Here is a 20,304-nt window from a genome sequence, read left to right as displayed (position 1 = left end):
TAACGGATTTTCGATTTTAGGCTTTCCAGATCTTCTCACGAACAAATGTCTGGTTGCGGTCTGCACCTACAGAAACGATACCAACTTTTGTACCTGTGAAGTCTTCAATAAACTCAACATATTCGCGGGCAGCTTTTGGAAGCTTCTTGTAAGAAGTACACTTTGTGATGTCTGCCTTCCAGCCTGCAAACTTCTGAAGAACAGGTTTTGCGCGGTTGAGTTCTGGAATTGAAGCAGGGAAGTCTGTTACGATTTTTCCATCGATGTTGTAAGCAACACAAGCTTCAATTTCATTCATATCATCATAAATATCGAGGTGAGTAAGAACGAGGTTGTCAATTGAGTTTACGTGACATGCATAGCGGAGTGCTACGAGGTCGAGGTAACCACAGCGGCGTGGACGTCCTGTTGTTACACCGAATTCGTTTCCTGTGTTACGAACGTAATCACAGAGTTCGCCTTCTGTATCAGCATCGAACTCAGATGGCATAGGACCGTTTCCTACACGAGTTTCATAAGCCTTGAATACACCATAAATCTTGTCGAGAGCCTTAGGACCAATTCCAGAACCTGTAGCAGCACCAGCTGAACAAGAAGCGCCAGAAGATACATATGGATATGTACCTGAATCGAGGTCGAGCATAGCACCCTGAGCACCTTCGAAAAGAATGTTGTCGTTGCGGAACTCATACATCTTTGCAGCGATATTTACGCGCATAGAGAGGAGCTTGTCTTTGAACTGTTCAAGGAATTTCTTATCTGCATCGTCGAGGTCGTTCCACTTTTCATCCCAGTCAAGGTCTGCAAGACGGATACCGTCGCGTTCAGATTTCATAGAATAAGTTGTTCCGATTCCGCGGCCTGTTGTACCGATAGGGCGCTTACGAGCTGCGTCGCGAGCCTTATCCATTTCGCGGTATCCTGGAAGGGTGAGGTGAGCGCGGTCAGAAATGAATACGCGTCCTTCCCAGTTAATGCCATTGTCTTTGAGCATCTGGAGTTCTTTGAAAAGAGCTTCAGGGTCAATTACCATTCCACTACCAAGGAAAACTGATTTCTCTGGGTAGAGGATTCCAGACGGAACCTGATGGAGAGCGTACTTCTTTCCATCTACTACAATTGTGTGACCTGCATTAGCGCCGCCCGCAAAACGAACAACGTATTTTGCATCCTGTGCAAGGTAGTCAACGATTTTTCCCTTGCCTTCATCGCCCCACTGGGCACCCATAACAACAACGTTCATGGTTTCCTTCCTTCCGCAGAATCATCGCGGATTAAAGAGATTTTTTTGAACATAAAAAATGCCGACGAATCATCTCAGCAGTTTTTACTACAATAATATATCACAAAACCAATTTTGTGTGTAGCGGTGGTTTTGGGTTTCAAAACCCCGATAATTTGATTTTTTGAGTAATAAATCTGTCTGTACTTCCAATTTTTTTGATTCTATAGTATAATTCCCGATTAATATTTTTATAAAAAATCCGCATGGCGGTTTATATATCATAATTTTAGGAGAACCAAATGGCTTACATTTTTGAAGAACCATCACACACTTTTGATGAGTACCTTTTAGTTCCGGGCTACACCGGTCCTGACTGCATTCCTGCTAATGTTACTTTGCAGACACCTGTTGTCCGCTATAACAAGAAGGCTGGCGAAAAGTGTCCGCTTACGATGAATATTCCGATGACTTCGGCTGTTATGCAGGCAGTTTCTGATGATAAGCTTGCTGTTGCTCTTGCTAAGGAAGGCGGCATTTCTTTTATTTTTGGTTCTCAGACTATAGAAAATCAGGCAGCTATGGTTGCCCGTGTTAAAGCTTACAAGGCTGGATTTGTTTCTTCTGATACAAATATCCGCCCCGAGCAGACTTTAGGTGAACTGGTTGAAGCAATTGAAAAGACTGGTCACTCAACTGTTGCTGTAACAGAAGATGGTACTGCAAACGGTAAGCTTGTTGGTATTATCACTGAGCGCGACTTCCGCATCGGTCACTGTGAAATGAGTGAAAAGGTAAGTGCTTACATGACTCCTCTTTCTTCTCTTGTAATGGGAAAAGAAGGAATCACTCTTGATGAAGCAAATGATTTGATATGGGAAAAGAAGGTTAATCAGCTTCCTGTTGTAGATAAAGACGGAAAGCTTTTGTACCTCGTATTCCGTAAGGATGCTGCAAGCCACGAAGAGCATCCTCTTGAGCTCCTCGACAGCCAGAAACGCTATATCGTAGGTGCCGGAATTAACACACGTGATTATATGGACCGCGTTCCAGCATTGCTTGAAGCTGGTGTTGATGTAATGACTCTTGACTCGTCTGAAGGTTTTACAGAATGGCAGCGCCGTGCTTTGCAGGATATCCACTCAAAGTGGCCTAATGCAAAGATCGGTGCAGGTAACGTAGTTGATGCTGATGGTTTCAACTTCCTTGCTGAAGCTGGTGCAGACTTTGTAAAAATTGGTATTGGCGGTGGTTCTATCTGTATTACACGTGAGCAGAAAGGTATTGGCCGTGGTCAGGCTACTGCTACTATTGAAGTTGCTAAAGCTCGTGACGCTTACTACGAAAAAACTGGTATTTATATTCCTATCTGTTCTGATGGTGGTATTGTTTACGACCATCACGTTACTCTTGCTCTTGCAATGGGTGCAGACTTTGTAATGCTTGGCCGTTACTTTGCTCGTTTTGATGAGTCTCCTACAAACAAGCTCATCGTAAATGGCAACTACGTAAAGGAATACTGGGGTGAAGGTTCAAACCGCGCCCGCAACTGGCAGCGTTATGACCTCGGTGGAAAGAAGGGTATGGCATTCGAAGAGGGTGTAGACTCATATGTTCCATACGCTGGTTCACTCCACGACAACGTAACTCTTACAACAAGCAAGGTAATCCACGCTATGTGTAACTGTGGTGTTACAAACATCCCTGATTTGCAGAAGAACGCAAAGATTACACTTGTAAGTGCAGCTTCTCTCCGCGAGGGCGGCGCACATGATGTTATTGTTAAAAACACTGTAAAAGCAAATTAAATTAAAATAATTTAGACGTCAACGATTTTCAAAACGAAACAGAAATTGTGGGACGCAGGCAAGAAAAAATGAGGGAGGACCCATCAGCGCAGGAGCTGGCGAAGCTACAGCGACAAGCGAATGATGGGGGGAGACCCTCATTTTTTTTGCCGTCGCTGGGACCCGCAATTTCTGTTTCGTTTTGATTTAACGTTTATCTTTCAATAATAACTGTATTTTGATATAATTTGCTTTATATGAACGACAATATGATTGTAATCCGTGGGGCGAGGGAGCATAATCTTAAAAATATAAATGTTACTATGCCGAGAGATAAACTGGTTGTAATTTCCGGTTTGTCGGGTTCGGGAAAGTCTTCGCTGGCTTTTGATACACTTTTTGCTGAAGGTCAGCGCCGTTATATGGAAAGCCTTTCTAGTTATGCACGTCAGTTCCTTGGACGAATGGACAAGCCTGATGTTGATATAATAGAAGGACTTTCACCTGCAATTTCAATCGAACAGAAATCAACAAATAAGAATCCGCGCTCAACTGTTGGTACAATCACAGAAATATATGACTTTTATCGTCTTCTTTTTGCACGCTGCGGACATGCACATTGTCCTGAATGTGGACGTGAAATCCGTGAACAGTCTGTTGATCAGATTATTGATACTGTTATGGGCTGGGAAGATGGCACAAAGATGCAGATTCTTGCCCCTGTTATTCGTGGTAAAAAAGGTGAACATCAGAAGATTTTAGATGATGCTAAGGCTTCAGGTTTTGTTCGTGCTCGAATTGATGGAGTTATGGCAGAGCTTGATGATGCAATAAAACTGGATAAACAGAAAAAACATACAATTGAAATTGTTGTAGACCGAATTATAAAAGGCGATGATGTACGAAGCCGACTTGCAGATTCTATTGAAATTGCATTGAAAAACGCAAACGGAATTGTAATTGTTACCCGTCGTGTCGGCGACAAGGACGAAGAGGTTTTCTTCAGTCAGAAAAATGCCTGCCCGGATTGTGGAATTTCTATTCCAGATCTGCAGCCTCGTCTTTTCTCTTTTAATAACCCGTTTGGTGCCTGCCCGGAATGTACAGGTCTTGGCGAAAAAATGGAATGGGATTTCAATAAGATTCTTCCGGACCGCTCTTTGTCTTTCAACGAGCGCGCTTTCCCTTTCTTTAATCCGGATAGTGAATGGAACCACACTATGTTCCAGGCTGTTGCTGAAGCAGAAGGCTTTACATTGGACACACCAATCAGCCGTCTGACTGCCGAGCAGTTTGATTACTTATGGAACGGAGATCCTGAGCGCAAAATCCACTGGGTATATAAAAAGCAGAGCGGAGAAGGCTACAGCGAATATAACCGTCCGTGGCCTGGAGTATTAAACGAAATGAAGCGCCGTCATGCAGAAGCCTGGGGCGATTCAATGCGTGCTAATATAGAAGAAAAGTTTATGAAGGTTGGACACTGTTCCTGCTGTAACGGACAGCGCCTTCGTAAAGAAGCCCTTGGTGTTACTGTGGGCGGTAAAAATATATGGGAACTCTGCTGTCTTTCTGTTGCTGATTCCATCACCTTCTTTGATGAACTGGAACTTACAGAAAATGAACAGACAATTGCAACTCAGATTCTTAAAGAGATTCGTGCCCGTTTGCGCTTCCTTCGCGATGTAGGACTTGATTATCTTACAATGGAGCGTGCTGCAGAAACCCTTAGTGGTGGTGAAGCACAGCGAATCCGTCTTGCAACTCAGATTGGTTCAGCCCTCTGTGGCGTTATGTATATCCTTGATGAGCCTTCAATTGGTCTCCATCAGCGCGACAATCAGCGTCTTATTGATACACTGCTCAGCCTTCGTGATAACGGCAACACCGTAATCGTCGTAGAACACGATGAACAGACCTTGCGTACTGCAGATTATCTTATAGATATCGGTCCGGGCGCGGGCGTTAATGGCGGGCAGGTTGTAGCGGCCGGAACTCCGGAAGAGGTTGCTAAGGTAAAGGAAAGTCTTACAGGACAGTATCTTGCCGGAACCCTAAAAATGGATGTTCCGACAGAACGCCGCTCTGGTAACGGCAACTTTATCAAGGTAAACGGCGTTACAGAGCACAACCTCAAAAATGTAAGTATTCAGATTCCTCTTGGAACCTTTACCTGTATAACCGGTGTAAGTGGCAGTGGTAAATCTACCCTTATGAGTGATGTACTTTATCCGGCACTCAGTAATCGCATCATGCGTACAAATTATGATGTTGGTGAATGCGAAAGTATTGAAGGTGAAAAGTTTATCGATAAGGTAATCAATATTGATCAGAGCCCAATTGGTCGTTCTCCACGCAGTAACCCTGCAACTTATATTGGTGTTTTTGATTCTATAAGAGACCTTTTTGCGAGTCTTCCTGAAAGTAAGGCCCGTGGTTATCTTAAGGGCCGTTTCAGCTTTAACGTAAAAGGCGGCCGTTGTGAAGCGTGTCAGGGCGCGGGTGAAAACGTAATCGAAATGAACTTCCTGCCAGACGTATATGTTCAGTGTGAAGTCTGCGGAGGTAAGCGTTTTAATAAAGAGACTCTTGAGGTTACCTACAAGGGTAAGTCTATAAACGATGTTCTCAATATGAGTATTGATGAAGCCTGCGATTTCTTTGCAAGCATTCCTCATATTGCCCGTAAGCTTGAAACCATGAAGTCTGTAGGACTCGGTTATATTCAGCTTGGACAGAATGCGCTTACCCTCAGTGGTGGTGAAGCTCAGCGCGTTAAGCTTGCAAACGAGCTTGCCCGTGTTTCTACAGGAAAAACTCTCTATATAATGGATGAGCCTACAACAGGACTTCACTTTGCAGACGTTAAACAGCTGATGACTGTAATTCAGCGCCTTGTAGATCAGGGTAATACAGTTGTTATGATTGAACATAACCTTGATGTAATCTGTCAGGCAGATTATCTGATTGACCTTGGTCCTGAAGGTGGTTTCCGTGGCGGTAATATAATTGCAACTGGAACTCCGGAGCAGGTTGCTCAGGTGCCGGAAAGCTATACCGGCCAGTTTATTAAAAAGCAGCTGGGGCTTTAGAGGCAGCAGATTCAGATGTTTAAGCGTTTCTTTTTTGCAGCAGTTATTTTTTGTTTCTCAGTTTTTTCAGTTTTCGCACAGGAGAAAAGTGACTCTGCATCAAAAGCACCTGAAGTTACAGTAATTACAATCAATAATGCAAGACAGTCTTCTTACAAGAAAGATGAAGATACCGGAAATGATTGTATAGTTCTCGAAGGTTCAGTGTCTCTTACTGTTCAAAAAGGAAATACTACAAACGAAATTAAAGCAGATAAGATTGTATATGACCGAAGTACAGAAATGCTTTATGCCGACGGTAATGTTGAAATCATAATGAAAAGCGGTTCTGGAAACGATACTGCTACAGCAACTTCGCTTATTTTAAATACATCAACCCTTGAAGGTGTTTTTGATGACGGCCGAATTGTACAAAAACAGTCGGATGCCCTGAATCTTCCTTCTGGTTCAACTCTTATAGTTTTTTCTGATATTTTTGGAAAGGGTAATGAAACTGTCATAACCTTTAAAAACTCAAGTCTTACATTTTGTGATGAAGATCCTCCGCACTGGCATATTGATGCAACACGAACCTGGCTGTTACCTGGCGGTGAATTTGCGTTTTTTAATGCCCTGCTGTATGTAGGTGTTGTGCCGGTACTTTATTTCCCGGCCTTTTATTATCCAAAAGATGAGTTGATTTTTAATCCCGTGTTTAATTATACAAAACGCGGCGGTTATTCAGTTCAGACTACAACTTATTTATGGGGAAGAAAGCCTCTGGATAAGAACTCATCAAGTTCTTCGAGTTCCTCAAGTTCAGATTCATCAAAAGACAGTACATCAGCTGAATCATTAAGGGCCGTTTATAATTTCGTAAGACCAAATACCTTGAAGGAACAGGTTAGGGAAGGTTTGATTCTTCATAACCTCGATGAAGATTTTAAAGGTGATTCATCTCATTATGTAAAACTTCTGGCAGACTGGTATTCAAATCTGGGATATATGGTTGGTGTAGATTCTGTTTTGAATCCTCTACCAAAATATATTTCAAAGCTCAATGTAAATACTTATTTAGGCTTTAGTAATACGGTATTTAGGGGAACTGGTTCAAGCCTTACATATTATCCGTATTCTTCAACTGGTGTAAAATATAAAGATGAATCAAACTTCTTAGGCCTTAAGATGCCTTTCCGATATGCCGGAGATATTGAATTTCAGCTTTCAAAACCGTTTTCATTTTCTCTGTCGCTTCCTGTTTATTCAGATCCGTTCTTTTCTAATGACTTCCTGAAAGATCGTCAGGAAACTATGGACTGGATTTCTTATCTTCTGGATTCTGCAAATGAAGATTCTTCATCTGATACTTCTACAACAATCAGTGAGGTTTCGTCTTTTCAGTGGAAAACTCAGGCATCCTATTCGCCGACACTTCCTTCATTTATGAAGCCTTATGTATCTTCTTTGTCTTTTTCTATGAATAACTCTGTAAATATTTCGGCAAAGAGTACAGTTTTTTCTTATGCATCTAACTCAGAAGAGGTTTCTTCAGGATGGACAAATAATACTCCTTTAAGACGCTTTTATTATCCTTCTCTGGTAACACCTGTTTCTATGAGTATTTCTGCCAGCGGAACTATTTTTTCATGGCCAATTAAAAAAGACAGTACAGCCAAAACACCTTCTTATGTAATTACTCTTAATAAGCCGGATGAATTGAAAACAGAAAAGCAGCTCGAAGAAGAACGTAAAAAGGCAGAAGAGGAAGCAAGAAAATCAGCTGGAGAAGAAACTTCTAAAACAACTGAAGATAAAACACCAGACAATAGTGAGACGGATAAGGAGAATAAGGTTTTTGATTATTACCTTCCGGATCTTGATTATACAACCACAAAAGAAACTGTTAATGATGGAATAACCTATAAACTTTCTTACAGCGCAGCTTTGAATCTTACAAATCAGATTGCTTATTCAGATAAAAACTTAAAGACAGCCGATGATTTTGACTGGAGCAATATCAGATCTACAATGTATAACATTAAGGTTCCGCTTTCGCTTACAAGCCTTTTGAATTACGGCGGAAACTTCTTTTCTGTAGAGAATAAATTTTCTTATTCACCTGTTTTCCAGAAGCATCCGTACCTTTCAGACGATTCAGAATACGGCTATACAGAAGATGAAATCAAAAAACTCAAATATTCAGATATGAAATCTGAAACTCGTGATATTGTAAATACAAACTCAGTAACGCTTAAACCGTTTATTTATTATCCGATATTCAGTGATACAAGTTTTGCCTGGAATTCTTCTATAAAATTATTCAGAAGAACATATACAGGAGATGCTGATAATCCGGATTGGGAAGATCATTTCGCAGACTGGTCTGATGAAGACAGTGTAACGGCAAACTCACTTTCCGCAGATATCAAGGCAAAGGAACTGAATAATAAGTTTACTCAGTCACTTCGTTTTGATGTGATTATGCCGCCGCTGAGAAAAAAGTATACAACAACTTTAACCCTTGGCGTTCCTTATGCAAGTGCTTCAATTAGTACAGGTTTTATAGAAGTTAGAGAGGATGATACTAAAACTGCAGGTGAAGAAGACAAGAAATGGAAAAAATCACCGCTGACACAAAACTTTTCTCTTACTCTTTTTAATTCAAAACTGAAATTGTCAGAAACCTTCACATATAATCTGGAAGATGATAATCCGGACAGTTTAAAACTTTCAGCTTCTATATTTGGAGTTCAGTTATCTTATATTCAGTCGTACGTTCAGGGATATGATTTTGATTCTTCTACAGGCTGGACTATCCGGCCAGATAAAGAATTTCTTCCATATTCTTTCTCTCTATCGTATTCTCTGCCTGCAAAGACTTATTACAGATGGTTTAACAGAGTTTCTTTTGCATTGGGGCTGAATACAAGTATAGTTGCAGATTTACTGCGTCCTACAAACAGTTATTTCCTGTTTTCTCCTTCCATAAAGTTTAAGATTTTTGAGTTTCTGGATATTACCTTTTCTGCAACTTCACGAAACTCTGTACTTTACTGGTATTTCCATAATAATGAGGGAGATTTGTACAGCGAGTGGGGCGGCTTCCCGGGAAATATTTTTAAGGATTTGTTTGATTCCTTCAGATTTGATAATGAGGATTTACGAAAGAACTCGGGATTTAAGCTGAAATCTCTGAATATGACAATTTCTCATGACCTTCATGACTGGAAGGCTAATATGACAATGAAGATTGAACCGAGAATTATTTCTGAAAACGGTAAAAAGACTTATGACTTTAAGCCATATATAACAATTGGTGTTGTATGGAATCCAATGGAGAGTATGAAAACTACTATTATTGATGAATATGGGGAATGGAAACTGGAATAAGCCTAAAATCGAAAATCCGTTAAAAACTGGGCTGCGACAGCGGGCCAGTTTAGGATTATCGAAAAAACGGCTCAGAGGCGAGATTATGCGAGCCGATTTAATTAAGATTGACAATAATTATATGATAATCAATAATATATACAGAGGTTTTTTTGAACGAATATACTATTGTAGTTCCAGACAATGATGTACTTTCCTGTGTTTGTGGAACTAATGATAAAAATTTACAGCTCATAGAAGAACATCTGGGAGTTCCTGTTTTTTCAAAAGGAAACGAGCTCTCTGTGGAAAATGCCGCTCCTGAAATCTGCCAGAAATTCCAGTTTATAGTGGACCGTATCGTAGACGAGGTACAGTCTGGAGGTAAAAACAGTGATGATATAATACTTTCCGTTCTCAATACAAAGCGGAAAGTAGATGCCGATGAAATGGTAATTATGGTTCCTGGTGCGGTTCGCAGGGTTTATCCAAGAACTCAGGGACAGGCAGAATATGTTGATTTACTTCAGAATCGTGATATGGTGTTCTGTACAGGTTCTGCAGGAAGTGGAAAAACATATCTTGCAGTGGCAGAAGCATTACGTTTAATTCTTACTCATAAAAAAACAAAGCTTATAATTACACGACCTGTTGTAGAAGCAGGTGAAAGTCTGGGCTTTTTACCAGGTGATCTGGAAGATAAAATTGACCCGTATCTTCGTCCTCTTCGTGATGCAATGGAAACAATTCTTCCTCCAGAATCTGTAAAACGGCTTTTTGAAGCTGGAATTGTAGAGGTTGCGCCGCTTGCCTATATGCGCGGACGAACCTTAAATAATGCAGTTGTAATTCTTGATGAAGCTCAGAATACAACCTGTGCACAGATGAAAATGTTCCTTACCCGAATGGGCGAGAATACAAAGGTCTTTGTAACCGGAGATCCGTCTCAAATTGACCTTCCTAAAAAAGTAACATCCGGGCTGATGCATTCAATCAGCATATTAAATAAAATAGAAGATATTGGATTTATGGAACTGACTGCAGATGATGTAGTTAGAAATCCATTAGTAAAAAAAATAGTAAAGGCGTATGAAAATGAAAAAGAACAATTCTGAAAAAGACAATAACAGGCCTGTTTCAGCAAACTATATTGTACAGGGAATAGGAAACTATATGAGGAAAAATTATCCGTTCCTCATCATGTTTTTTGCGGGACTTCTGGCTGTTTCTGCTTTAAATTTCCTGAAAATCAGTACAGCAGAAACAATTGCCAATTTTTCAATTGGAGATTTTGAAATAGGTCAGATTGCAGACCGCACAATTATTGCAGACCGAAGTCTTCCACCAGATAATATTGATCCGATTACCGTTACAAAAGGTGAAAAAATCATAAAGAAAGGTTTCCCCATTACAGAAGAAGGCTTTTCTAAACTCAAAAAAATGTCTGCTTCTCCTTTGTATATAGATTACAGGGCTTTTGCAAACAGCGAGCTTTATCTGCTTCTGTTGTCTATAATGTGGTATCTTTTATTCACATTTATTTCCGTAAACCGAAGGCTTTTATTTAAGGAACCGCTTCTGCAGGTAATTTTCTTCCTGGCTGTTTTTGCGGTTACAGCCTTCTGTGGAAAGCTTTCTATTTTCTCAAGTCCCTATAGCATTTGTATAGCAATTCCATCTGCTTTATTCATTATGATTGTAACAATTCTTTACGGCAATCTTTCTGCTCTTCTGCTTTCAATTGTAATGTCTATGGGTGTTTTATGTGCTACTAACTGGCAGGTACCAACCTTCCTTATGACACTGGCATCTTCACTTACAGCAGCTGCAATCGTACGAAAAATTGAACGCCGTCTCGACCTTGTATTTGCAGGTCTTATGATTGCGGCTTTTAATATTGTGTATGTAGTTTTATTCTCTGTAGTATTTAATGAAACTTTTGAAGAATTACCAAAGCTTATAATTGGACTTGCTATAAATGGCTTCCTTTCCGGTATTCTTACATTAGGTTTCCTTACTCCGCTTGAAATCATGCTTAATACAGCATCTGTTTTCCGTCTTATGGATTTGAGTGATACAAATACTCCGATTTTTAAGCAGATGCAGATTCAGACAAACGGTACCTACAATCACTCAATGATGGTTGCACAACTGGCTGAAGCTGGCTGTCGTGAAATCGGAGCAAATGCATTACTTGCAAGAGTTGGTGCTTACTATCACGATATTGGAAAGATGGATCAGAGTGAATATTTTGTTGAAAATCAGGTAAACGGAATGGAAAATAAACATAATGACCTGAATCCAAATCTTTCTGCTTCTGTTATAAAAAGCCATGTTCGTAAGGGGGTTGAAAAAGCCCGCCAGCTTCATCTTCCTCAGGCAGTAATTGATATTATTGCAGAACATCATGGAAACAGCATAATTACATATTTCTATAATATGGCAAAGGAAAAAGATCCTTCACTCGATGAAGATGATTTCCGTTACCCAGGCAATCCTCCTTTTACAAAGGAATCTGCTGTAGTAATGCTTGCAGATACAGTCGAGGCTGCCTGCCATACTCTTGAGAATCCAACATCTCCTCGTCTTGATAAGTTCATTACAATTCTTATCAATCAGAAGGTAGATTCTAAACAGCTGGATAATTGTGAATTGACTTTCCGCGATATTTCGAGAATTAAGGCTGCTTTTGTAAATCTGCTTACAGGATATTACCACAACAGAATTAAATATCAGAATCAGCAGGATCCTGATGAAGCTCCTGCAAAAAAAGAAGAAATTGCAGCAGAAGCTCAAAAAGAAGCTGAAAAGCCAGAGAAAACAGAAAAAGCACCTGCAAAAACTGCTTCAAGAACAGCAGCAAAAACTGTTAAGGAAAAGAAATGAATCGCGTATATGTAGCTATGCAGGACGGTGTAGACGAGCCGGACTGGTTTAATAATGTAGAGCCGTTTGTTCAGAAAGTTCTGGGCGAGCTTAAGTTTGATGGTGAAGAAATCTCCATGCTTATGTGCGACGACACTTATATGCAGGAGCTAAATAAAACCTACCGTAACATTGACAGTACTACAGATGTTCTTTCTTTTGAGAACGATGAAGAATACGAGGATGAAGAGGGCAAATGGAAATGCGTTGGCGATATAGTAATCAGCCTTGATACTTTGCCTGTAAATGCCGATTATTTTGAAGAGAGCAGAAATGACGAGCTCAAACGTCTTATAGTACATGGACTTTTGCATCTGAATGGTATGGACCATGGCGAGGAGCATATTGAAAAGGGCGTTGCTCCACAGTGCGAAATGCTTGTACTTCAGGAAAAAGTTTTAGAACAATTAAAGGATGAAAAAATAATAAAATGAGTTTTTTTAAGAAGAAGAAAAAGAATACTGCTGCCGAAGAGGCGGAACAGATACAGCAGGAAATCTTAAACGAAGAAAAAAAAGACATGATTCAGGGTGTTGAAGATCTGTCTAAGACTTCTGTAAAGGAAGTTATGATTCCCCGAATCGATGTTGATTTTATTTCCAGCGATACACCTCAGGAAGAACTTTTTACAAAGATAGTTACCAGTGGACATTCACGCTTTCCTCTTTATACAGATTCAATTGATAATGTAATCGGTGTACTTTATGTAAAGGACATCATTAAATGCCTTGCCGAGAAAAAAGAAATCAATCTTACAAATATGGCACGTAAAGCTTACTTTGTGCCGGAAAGCAAACGCATTGACTCGCTTCTTCGTGAGTTCCGCCGTCATCATCTTCATATTGCAATTGCTATTGATGAGTACGGTGGAGTTTCCGGTATCGTAACAATGGAAGATATTATCGAGGAAATTGTTGGCGATATTCAGGATGAATTTGATAAGGAACAGGAAGACATCTTAAAAGTCAGCGATAATGTATGGCTTTGTGATGCCCGTGTTAATCTTGATGATTTGAATGAAACTCTGGAATCAGAATTCCCTAATGAAGATTTTGATTCTCTTGGTGGATTTGTATTTGATTTATTCGGTAAAGTTCCTGTAAAATATGAAAAGGTGAGCTGGAACGAGTATGATTTTATCGTTCAGGATATGGAAGGCCACCGAATCAATATGGTAAAAATTATTAAAAATATAGATGACGGAAAGGATGATGAGTAAAAAATTAGCAGGGGTTGTATTATCGTTGATTTTGTTTTCTGCTGCAGGAACGGCTTCGCTTTTTGCTGCAGAATCAAAAAATATCCTCAAGCTTTATAACGAAGCTGTTGAACTTCAGAACGAAGAAAACTGGTATACCGCTTCGCAGTATTATATTGAGGTAGTTAATTCAAATCCTGCTTTTAGTGAAGCCTGGTTCCGTCTTGCAGACTGTTCTTATCATCTGGGTGAATTTGACCTTGCGTTCCAGTATCTTGAGAGCGCAGAAAAATACGAAAAAAACAGAAGTGAAATAAAGAACCTTAAGGGAATGATTTTACTGGCGCTTGGCCGTACAGATGAAGCACGCCAGATTTTTAATGAGGTTCTAAAAAAATATCCTAATGACATAGATGCTCATTTTGGTCTTGCTGAAATTGAGCTTTATGACGGAAAATTTTCAGGCGCTGAAAATCAGTATGCAGAAGCACTTAAACGTCAGAATACAAACAGAAAGGCTCTGCTTTCTCTGGCACTTGTCTGCGCAGAAACAAAACGCTATTCACAGTCTGAAAAATATCTGAAGCAGGCAATGCAGTATTATTCTGGTGAACCTGAAGTTCATTATCTTGCCGCAATTATATATACAATGAAGGGAGATTATAAGTCTGCTGAAAAACATGCCCGAATTGCAGTTGAAATCCGCGGTGGTTATGAACAGGCTTACGAGCTTCTTGCACAGATAGTTTACCTTCAGCATCGTTATACAGAAGTAATAAATCTCTGTGATTTTATTATAGGTCGAAACCGAAATGCTTCTTCTGCCTGGTATTTAAAAGGTACTGCACAGGCAAAACTTGGAAATACAGAAGAAGCAATTGCAACCTGGGATACAGGTCTTTCTGTAAGTCCTCAGGATGAGCTTATGCGTATGATGCTTGAGCTTACTGCAAAAAATGAACTTGATTTTGATGATGCACGCAGAAAACAGTGGGCATCTTATCATCTGAATAATGCAAGACAGTATGACAGCCGCTATGATAAGGCTGGAAGTACTTATGAATATCAAAGAGCACTGATGCTTGATCCTTCAAATGCTGCGGCTCGTCTTGCTTATGCTGATATTCTTGAACTTAATGGACTGCACGAGCTTTATTTGAGTCAGTTGAAGTTTGTAAAAGAAAATTCAGATACAGGACTTTCCAGAAATCTTAATGACACAATTGAAGCCTATGATTCTCTGTTAAATAATACACTCGCAAAAAGATGGAAGGTCGATGCTTTCTATCTCGATAAAATCAGATGGAATATTGCAGTTTTCTATACAGAAAATACATCTACTTTTAATCATGCAGATTCAGACAGACTTACAGCACTTGCCTGTGGAGATGTATTCAGTGGCGTTGCAATAACTTCTGTAAAAACTCAGGTAACACCGGTTTCTGGTTATGGTGAAGCATTTAAAAATGCCCGCGCGAATAATTTTGATTATTTTGTAATGGTTTCTTTGAGTGAAGGTGAGGATGATGTAAGCCTTAGCGCTACAATGTACTCGGGAAGAACCGGAACAGAAACCTTTAATGAAAAATATTACGCTACAGGAAACAATCGTTTTTCTACAGTTTTAAGACGCTTTAGAAATTCTGTTCTGGAAAAACTTACAGTTCGCGGAAAGATTCTTCAGAGAAATGGAAAGACAGTTCTGATAGATTTAGGTCGTTCAGAAAACATTGTGAAGGATGCTGAATTTAAGATTATTCGTAAAGGAGCTGTAAAAACAGCAGATGCTGGAAGCGGACTTTTCTTCCGTGATGAAGATGTAGTTGGAATGCTCGTAGTTACTGAAGCTGGAGAAGAAGTCTCTGAAGCTTTAATTACGAGTCACGGATTTTATGACAGAATCAATGAAGGGGATGAACTTGTTCTTGTAAGTATGCCTGCCCAGAATTCTGAAGCCGGAATGGATACAGTTCCTAATGCAGATGAAGAAGGAAAGCCTGTCGTAAATAACAGCGTAAAGGGCGACGAACTTGTTGCTGAAATTAAAAAGGCCGTAGAAAGACCTGCAATTATAGATTTACTGAGAAAAATCCGCTAGATTCTGTCTAAAGCTGCTTCAAGCCATTTCTGAGAAAGGTTAGGGAACGCAGACTGAACTTTTACGAAACTTTTTACAGAATCTTCATAATTATGATTAAAATACTGAGCCTCTCCAAGATAAAAGCAGGCTCGGTTTCTTGTCTCAATACTTATATTTGTTCCAATTAAGTGATTCAACTTATCAATTGTTTCTTTATATTTCTTAGTAACAAAAGAAGTCTTTAAGATTTCAAAAAGCAGATAAGCATCTCCGCCATCTGGAGAAACAAGATCTTCTTCAAAAATATATGGTGTAAGAATTGTTGCCGGGGTAGCTTTTGAGTTTCCACCGGTAAGACTTGTAACCTTTGAGGCAGTTTTGTCAGAAATCAAAGGTTCTGAACCAACTCCTTCAATGATATCCAGATAAGGAAGCGGTGTTTTTCTCAAAGTTCCGTCAGGATACATCGTCTCATATTCAGCTTTTTCTTCCGGCTGTTCAACAACCTTTTTTGTAATCAAATGTACACTGGTAATTGTAGAGTTAAAGGATAAAAGCACGAGGTCGTATGGGCCTGCTGAAGTCTCCGAAATCACCGTGTAATAATAATCCCTTAAATCCTCCAATTGGTCCGTGTATCCGGCCCGGTCCGGTGTAAGAGTAGCAACCGGTTCAAGTCCTCTCAACTGGCCGTAAGAAGAAATCTGCTCCGTAGTTCTATATAACAAAAGGTTGTATAAAGCCGGTTCCGGATTCTCAGGAAGCTGCCAGGTAATGCGAACCTTCTTTCCACTTCCAGCCCGGGCCTGTATGTCGCGGACAAGGGGGCGGTCAGCAAATAAATGAGCAGCACAGAGTATCAAAATTAACGGGCAAATCAGTTTCTTCATATATATTATAATATAGTTAGAATTGCAGAAAATCAAGTTTACTGATATTCTAAGCGTATGTTAGAAGAAATAAAATTACCTGTTGAACAGTTGAGAGAAGAAATTATGAACGTCTGGGGGCGTCTTTGACTCTGCTGCAATTGAAAAAGCAATAGCAGATAAAGAAAAGCTTACAGAAGCAGACGGTTTCTGGGATGATCATGAAGCGGCAGAAAAAGTAATGAGCCAGATTCGAAAGCTCAAAAGCCGCATAGAACCGTGGAAAAAAATCATAGCAGATATGGATGACCTTGAGGCCATGTACGAGCTTGCCGCAGAATCAGGCGAGCAGAGCGATGAAGATGAAGTTCGCTCAATGTACGAGGCTGCAAAGGCACAGTTTGATAAATTAAATATTCTGAACCTTCTTTCTGGAGAAGTAGACCAGAACGATGCCTTCCTTACAGTACACGCAGGAGCCGGTGGAACTGAAGCCTGTGACTGGGCCTTTATGCTCAGCCGTATGTATTTAAGATGGGCAGAACGTCACGGTTACAAAACAGAAGTTGTAGATGAACTTGAAGCAGAAGGCGGAATTAAATCTATTACAATTCAGATTTCCGGAGACTTTGTTTACGGTTATCTGAAGGGCGAAGGTGGTATTCACCGCCTGGTACGTATTTCTCCGTTTGATGCAAATGCACGCCGCCACACCAGCTTTGCTTCTGTTTACGTTTATCCTGTTCTGGATGATACAATTGAAGTTGACATCAAACCTGAAGATCTCCGAGTAGATACTTACCGTGCTGGTGGTAAAGGTGGACAGCACGTAAACAAAACTGACTCTGCCGTTCGCTTTACTCATATTCCGACTGGAATTGTTGTTGCCTGCCAGACAGAGCGTAGCCAGTTGATGAACCGCCAGACCTGTATGAACATGCTTAAGGCACGTCTTTACGAATACTACCGCGAGCAGAAAGAAAAAGAGAACTCAAAGTTCATGGCAGAAAAAAAGGATATTTCTTTTGGAAGCCAGATCCGCTCTTATGTATTCTGTCCATATACAATGGTAAAAGATCATCGTACCCGTTTCTCTGTAGGAAACATTCAGGCTGTAATGGACGGTGACCTCGACGATTTTATGAACGCATACCTTGTTGCAAAATGGAAGGGACTTCCAATGGATGGCTCTGGGGATGATGACGAAGAGGTTTAGTGCATTATTTCTGATAATTATTCTCAGCGGGGTTAGCCTTTGCCTGCCGCTCTTCTGTGAGAGCGGTAAGTGGACTATTGCCGCTCAGAAATTTACAGCTGATAATGTATCTAACGAAGATAATGTAAATTCAAAAACTGCAGAAATGCTACCTTCAGATATTCTGGAAAAAATTGGAACTGCTGTTACCAGAAATGTAATGCCGGAAGAACAGTTTGAGAGAACAAAATACAAACTTCGAACTGAACGCCAGTCACTATTTTTACAGCTTTCTGCAGAATATAAAAAAAGAGATTCACTTGTTCTTGCAAATTATTCTGATTATAAATTGAAGACGGCCCTTAAGGAGTCACAGAAAAAAATTACAAGCTTACAGGAAAAAATAACTGCTAATCTGGACGAATTAAAAAAAGCAACCGAAGAAAATGAAAGAAAAATGGCTGCCGTTGCAAACGGTGATGCTGAACTTCAAACTCAGGAATCTGAGTTAAATAAATTCAAAAACTTATTTAAGAAGATTTTTGAAAAGGATGAAAGTCTGATTCAGCAGGAACAGATCAGCTTTTATGGAAATGATGTTTCAAAACTGTATACACCATCAAATGAGTTAAAGGAGCTGGCTGTAACAGATTCTCTTTATGAAAAGGCTGTAGTAAATGCGGGAATCAACACTCTGCTTACAGGGCATTATTCAAAGTACGGAGATTATATTTCTGTATATGTTGATATGTATATATATCCTGGAGTAAGAAAGATTGGTTCGGTAGCAGAAGTAGGTTCTGTAAAAGAACTGGAACTTATAACTACAAGTATTGCAATGCAGCTTGTTCCGGTAATTTCAAATTCTCTTCCTGTTGAACTTGTTGTTGCTGTTTCCCCTCAGGAAGCTGCTCCAAAAACAGTTGTTTATATTGATGATGTGCTTCAGAAAATAGAAAGCGGAAAGCTAATTGTGGATTCTGGTATTCATACAATTCAGTTTATTTCTGAAGGATATAAAGCAGCCGGAACAACATACGCATTTGAAGGAAATAAAAAATACTTTATCGATATAAATTTTGAAAAGCCTAAATCGGGATTTATTCAGGTTGAATTAAAAAAGCCTCTGAACGGAAGTCTTTTGATGAATGGCGAACGTGCTATTGAAGTTGAACCGCAAAAATCACAAATCGCAATAAATGGTAAAGAAATCTTAGGTGAGTTTGTTGCAGAAAATGGAGAAACGGCTTTTTTCTATATTCCGCATAAGCTTACTTTTGACAGCAGTAATGTCATAATCAATCCAAAGCCTATGGACAGAATGGCTTATATAGATAAACGCCGCAAAATTATGTACACTTCGTACAGTGTTTTTATCATATCTCTGATTCCAACTTTTTATACACTTGCGAATTTTAAGAATAATGCAAATCTGTATGCAAATAATCAGATTGAATATGAAACGGCAAAGAACTGGCAGACAGCATCTAATGTCTCCAAAGCAATTTCCTTAGGCTGTGGATTATTCTGGGGCTATGAACTTGTCAGATATCTGATGGCTGCAAACTCTGTTTTGCCTCAAAAAGCAAAAGCATCAAAGAATTCAGAGTTTATTTATTATACTCCTGAAGAACTGGAAGAAATTAAAAAACGAAATAATACTGTTGAAACAGAAGAAATATCAAATCAAAAAGATGGAGAAACAGAATGAAACAATCCTTTGGCGAAAAACTGAAATCGCTTTTTTCAAAGAGCAGTACAATAAACGAAGATTTTTTTGAAGAACTTACTGATATGCTGGTAGAAGGTGATATCGGTGCAAAAACTGCTTTTGAAGTAGTTGATGAACTTGAGTCAATTTGTGATAAAGAAAAAATCCGTGAGCAGGATGCAATACTTGCAAAACTTAAAGAACTTCTGCTTAAGGATGTACGTTCAGTTTCTCTTATACCTGAAGCAGGCAAACAGAATGTATGGATGATGCTTGGTGTAAATGGTGTTGGTAAAACAACAACTGCAGCTAAGCTTGCAAAATATTTTAAAAACAACGGCGTAGAAAATATTGTAATGGCAAGTGCAGATACATTCCGTGCTGCTGCTATTGAGCAGCTTGCTCTTCATGGAGAACGGCTTGGAGTTCGTGTCGTAAGTCATCAGCATGGTTCTGATCCATCTGCAGTTGTTTATGATGCAGCAGATGCACTTCGCGCAGCTGGTCCTGGTCTTGTTATTGCAGATACTGCAGGACGTCTTCATAATAAAGAAAATCTTGTCCGAGAACTTCAGAAAATAGATCGTACCTGCGGTTTAAAAGCTGACGAAGGCTGCTATAAAAAAATTCTCGTAATTGATTCAACTACTGGTCAGAATGCTTTGAGGCAGGCTGAAGTTTTTAATGAGGCTGTAAAAATCGATGCAATCATCATGACAAAATATGATTCAACAGCAAAAGGCGGAGTGGCAGTTTCTATTGGCCGCGAGCTTGGACTTCCTGTTGCTTATATCTGTACTGGTGAAGGTTATGATAATATTGCTCCATTTAATGCAGAAGCTTATATAAATGAATTTCTTTCTATGCAGGGCTAATA

Annotated in this window: 13 protein-coding genes; 11 read left to right on the top strand and 2 right to left on the bottom strand. The window is 39.7% G+C overall.

Going from position 1 to position 20,304, the window contains the following annotated elements; translation table 11 throughout:
• Window positions 1-16: 16 nt before the first annotated feature.
• Window positions 17-1,243, bottom strand: coding sequence for an adenylosuccinate synthase (purA, locus tag AABJ44_RS09490; protein WP_338368675.1), 1,227 nt, complete (start codon window positions 1,241-1,243; stop codon window positions 17-19).
• Between the two features lie 281 nt (window positions 1,244-1,524).
• Between purA and AABJ44_RS09485 the strand changes: the two genes are divergently transcribed.
• The 8 genes from AABJ44_RS09485 to AABJ44_RS09450 all read left to right on the top strand — a co-directional run bounded on the left by AABJ44_RS09485 (window position 1,525) and on the right by AABJ44_RS09450 (window position 15,670).
• Window positions 1,525-3,030 (top strand): IMP dehydrogenase, encoded by a 1,506-nt coding sequence (locus AABJ44_RS09485; protein WP_338368673.1) that lies wholly within the window; start codon window positions 1,525-1,527, stop codon window positions 3,028-3,030.
• 236 nt (window positions 3,031-3,266) lie between these two features.
• Window positions 3,267-6,101, top strand: a complete 2,835-nt coding sequence (gene uvrA, locus AABJ44_RS09480) for an excinuclease ABC subunit UvrA (RefSeq protein ID WP_338368671.1) — start codon at window positions 3,267-3,269, stop codon at window positions 6,099-6,101.
• Window positions 6,102-6,116: 15 nt separating this feature from the next.
• Window positions 6,117-9,470 carry an LPS-assembly protein LptD gene (locus AABJ44_RS09475; protein WP_338368670.1) on the top strand — a complete coding sequence of 1,118 codons (3,354 nt, stop codon included), beginning with the start codon at window positions 6,117-6,119 and terminating at the stop codon, window positions 9,468-9,470.
• Window positions 9,471-9,622: 152 nt separating this feature from the next.
• Window positions 9,623-10,564 (top strand): PhoH family protein, encoded by a 942-nt coding sequence (locus AABJ44_RS09470; protein ID WP_074640151.1) that lies wholly within the window; start codon window positions 9,623-9,625, stop codon window positions 10,562-10,564.
• A complete protein-coding gene (locus AABJ44_RS09465; protein WP_338368669.1) occupies window positions 10,545-12,335 on the top strand; it encodes an HD family phosphohydrolase in 1,791 nt (596 codons plus the stop codon). The genes AABJ44_RS09470 and AABJ44_RS09465 overlap by 20 nt, the downstream gene beginning before the upstream one ends.
• Entirely contained in the window at window positions 12,332-12,808 is a 477-nt protein-coding gene (gene ybeY / locus AABJ44_RS09460) for an rRNA maturation RNase YbeY (RefSeq protein ID WP_074640155.1), read from the top strand. Before AABJ44_RS09465 ends, ybeY begins: the two co-directional genes overlap by 4 nt.
• Window positions 12,805-13,593 carry a hemolysin family protein gene (locus AABJ44_RS09455; RefSeq protein ID WP_074640157.1) on the top strand — a complete coding sequence of 263 codons (789 nt, stop codon included), beginning with the start codon at window positions 12,805-12,807 and terminating at the stop codon, window positions 13,591-13,593. The genes ybeY and AABJ44_RS09455 overlap by 4 nt, the downstream gene beginning before the upstream one ends.
• The gene (locus tag AABJ44_RS09450; protein ID WP_338368667.1) at window positions 13,586-15,670 is read left to right on the top strand and encodes a tetratricopeptide repeat protein; all 2,085 of its coding nucleotides are present in this window, start codon (window positions 13,586-13,588) and stop codon (window positions 15,668-15,670) included. Before AABJ44_RS09455 ends, AABJ44_RS09450 begins: the two co-directional genes overlap by 8 nt.
• On the opposite strand, the gene AABJ44_RS09445 is transcribed toward AABJ44_RS09450, so the two are convergent.
• Entirely contained in the window at window positions 15,667-16,542 is an 876-nt protein-coding gene (locus tag AABJ44_RS09445; protein WP_338368665.1) for a tetratricopeptide repeat protein, read from the bottom strand. The genes AABJ44_RS09450 and AABJ44_RS09445 overlap by 4 nt on opposite strands.
• Window positions 16,543-16,599: 57 nt before the next feature.
• Between AABJ44_RS09445 and prfB the strand changes: the two genes are divergently transcribed.
• The 3 genes from prfB (at window position 16,600) to ftsY (ending at window position 20,302) form a co-directional block, all read left to right on the top strand.
• A protein-coding gene (prfB, locus tag AABJ44_RS09440) for a peptide chain release factor 2 (protein WP_143064136.1) occupies window positions 16,600-17,737 on the top strand; the annotation gives its coding sequence in 2 pieces (ribosomal slippage) (window positions 16,600-16,668 and window positions 16,670-17,737; 1,137 coding nt in all).
• Window positions 17,721-19,427, top strand: a complete 1,707-nt coding sequence (locus AABJ44_RS09435) for a hypothetical protein (RefSeq protein WP_338368663.1) — start codon at window positions 17,721-17,723, stop codon at window positions 19,425-19,427. The genes prfB and AABJ44_RS09435 overlap by 17 nt, the downstream gene beginning before the upstream one ends.
• Complete coding sequence (gene ftsY, locus AABJ44_RS09430; RefSeq protein ID WP_338368661.1) at window positions 19,424-20,302, top strand: signal recognition particle-docking protein FtsY; 879 nt, start codon at window positions 19,424-19,426, stop codon at window positions 20,300-20,302. Before AABJ44_RS09435 ends, ftsY begins: the two co-directional genes overlap by 4 nt.
• Window positions 20,303-20,304 lie beyond the last annotated feature (2 nt).

The sequence above is a fragment of the Treponema bryantii genome, from assembly GCF_036492245.1.
GTDB lineage: Bacteria > Spirochaetota > Spirochaetia > Treponematales > Treponemataceae > Treponema_D > Treponema_D bryantii_C.
This window is presented reverse-complemented; position numbering and strand designations above follow the sequence as displayed.

What these genes read in the sequence shown, in the direction of transcription:
- purA (WP_338368675.1), bottom strand. Translation starts at nt 1,243, where the DNA reads ATGAACGTTGTTGTTATGGGTGCCCAGTGGGGCGATGAAGGCAAGGGA.
- AABJ44_RS09485 (WP_338368673.1), top strand. Translation starts at nt 1,525, where the DNA reads ATGGCTTACATTTTTGAAGAACCATCACACACTTTTGATGAGTACCTT.
- uvrA (WP_338368671.1), top strand. Translation starts at nt 3,267, where the DNA reads ATGAACGACAATATGATTGTAATCCGTGGGGCGAGGGAGCATAATCTT.
- AABJ44_RS09475 (WP_338368670.1), top strand. Translation starts at nt 6,117, where the DNA reads ATGTTTAAGCGTTTCTTTTTTGCAGCAGTTATTTTTTGTTTCTCAGTT.
- AABJ44_RS09465 (WP_338368669.1), top strand. Translation starts at nt 10,545, where the DNA reads ATGAAAAAGAACAATTCTGAAAAAGACAATAACAGGCCTGTTTCAGCA.
- ybeY (WP_074640155.1), top strand. Translation starts at nt 12,332, where the DNA reads ATGAATCGCGTATATGTAGCTATGCAGGACGGTGTAGACGAGCCGGAC.
- AABJ44_RS09455 (WP_074640157.1), top strand. Translation starts at nt 12,805, where the DNA reads ATGAGTTTTTTTAAGAAGAAGAAAAAGAATACTGCTGCCGAAGAGGCG.
- AABJ44_RS09450 (WP_338368667.1), top strand. Translation starts at nt 13,586, where the DNA reads ATGAGTAAAAAATTAGCAGGGGTTGTATTATCGTTGATTTTGTTTTCT.
- AABJ44_RS09445 (WP_338368665.1), bottom strand. Translation starts at nt 16,542, where the DNA reads ATGAAGAAACTGATTTGCCCGTTAATTTTGATACTCTGTGCTGCTCAT.
- AABJ44_RS09435 (WP_338368663.1), top strand. Translation starts at nt 17,721, where the DNA reads ATGACGAAGAGGTTTAGTGCATTATTTCTGATAATTATTCTCAGCGGG.
- ftsY (WP_338368661.1), top strand. Translation starts at nt 19,424, where the DNA reads ATGAAACAATCCTTTGGCGAAAAACTGAAATCGCTTTTTTCAAAGAGC.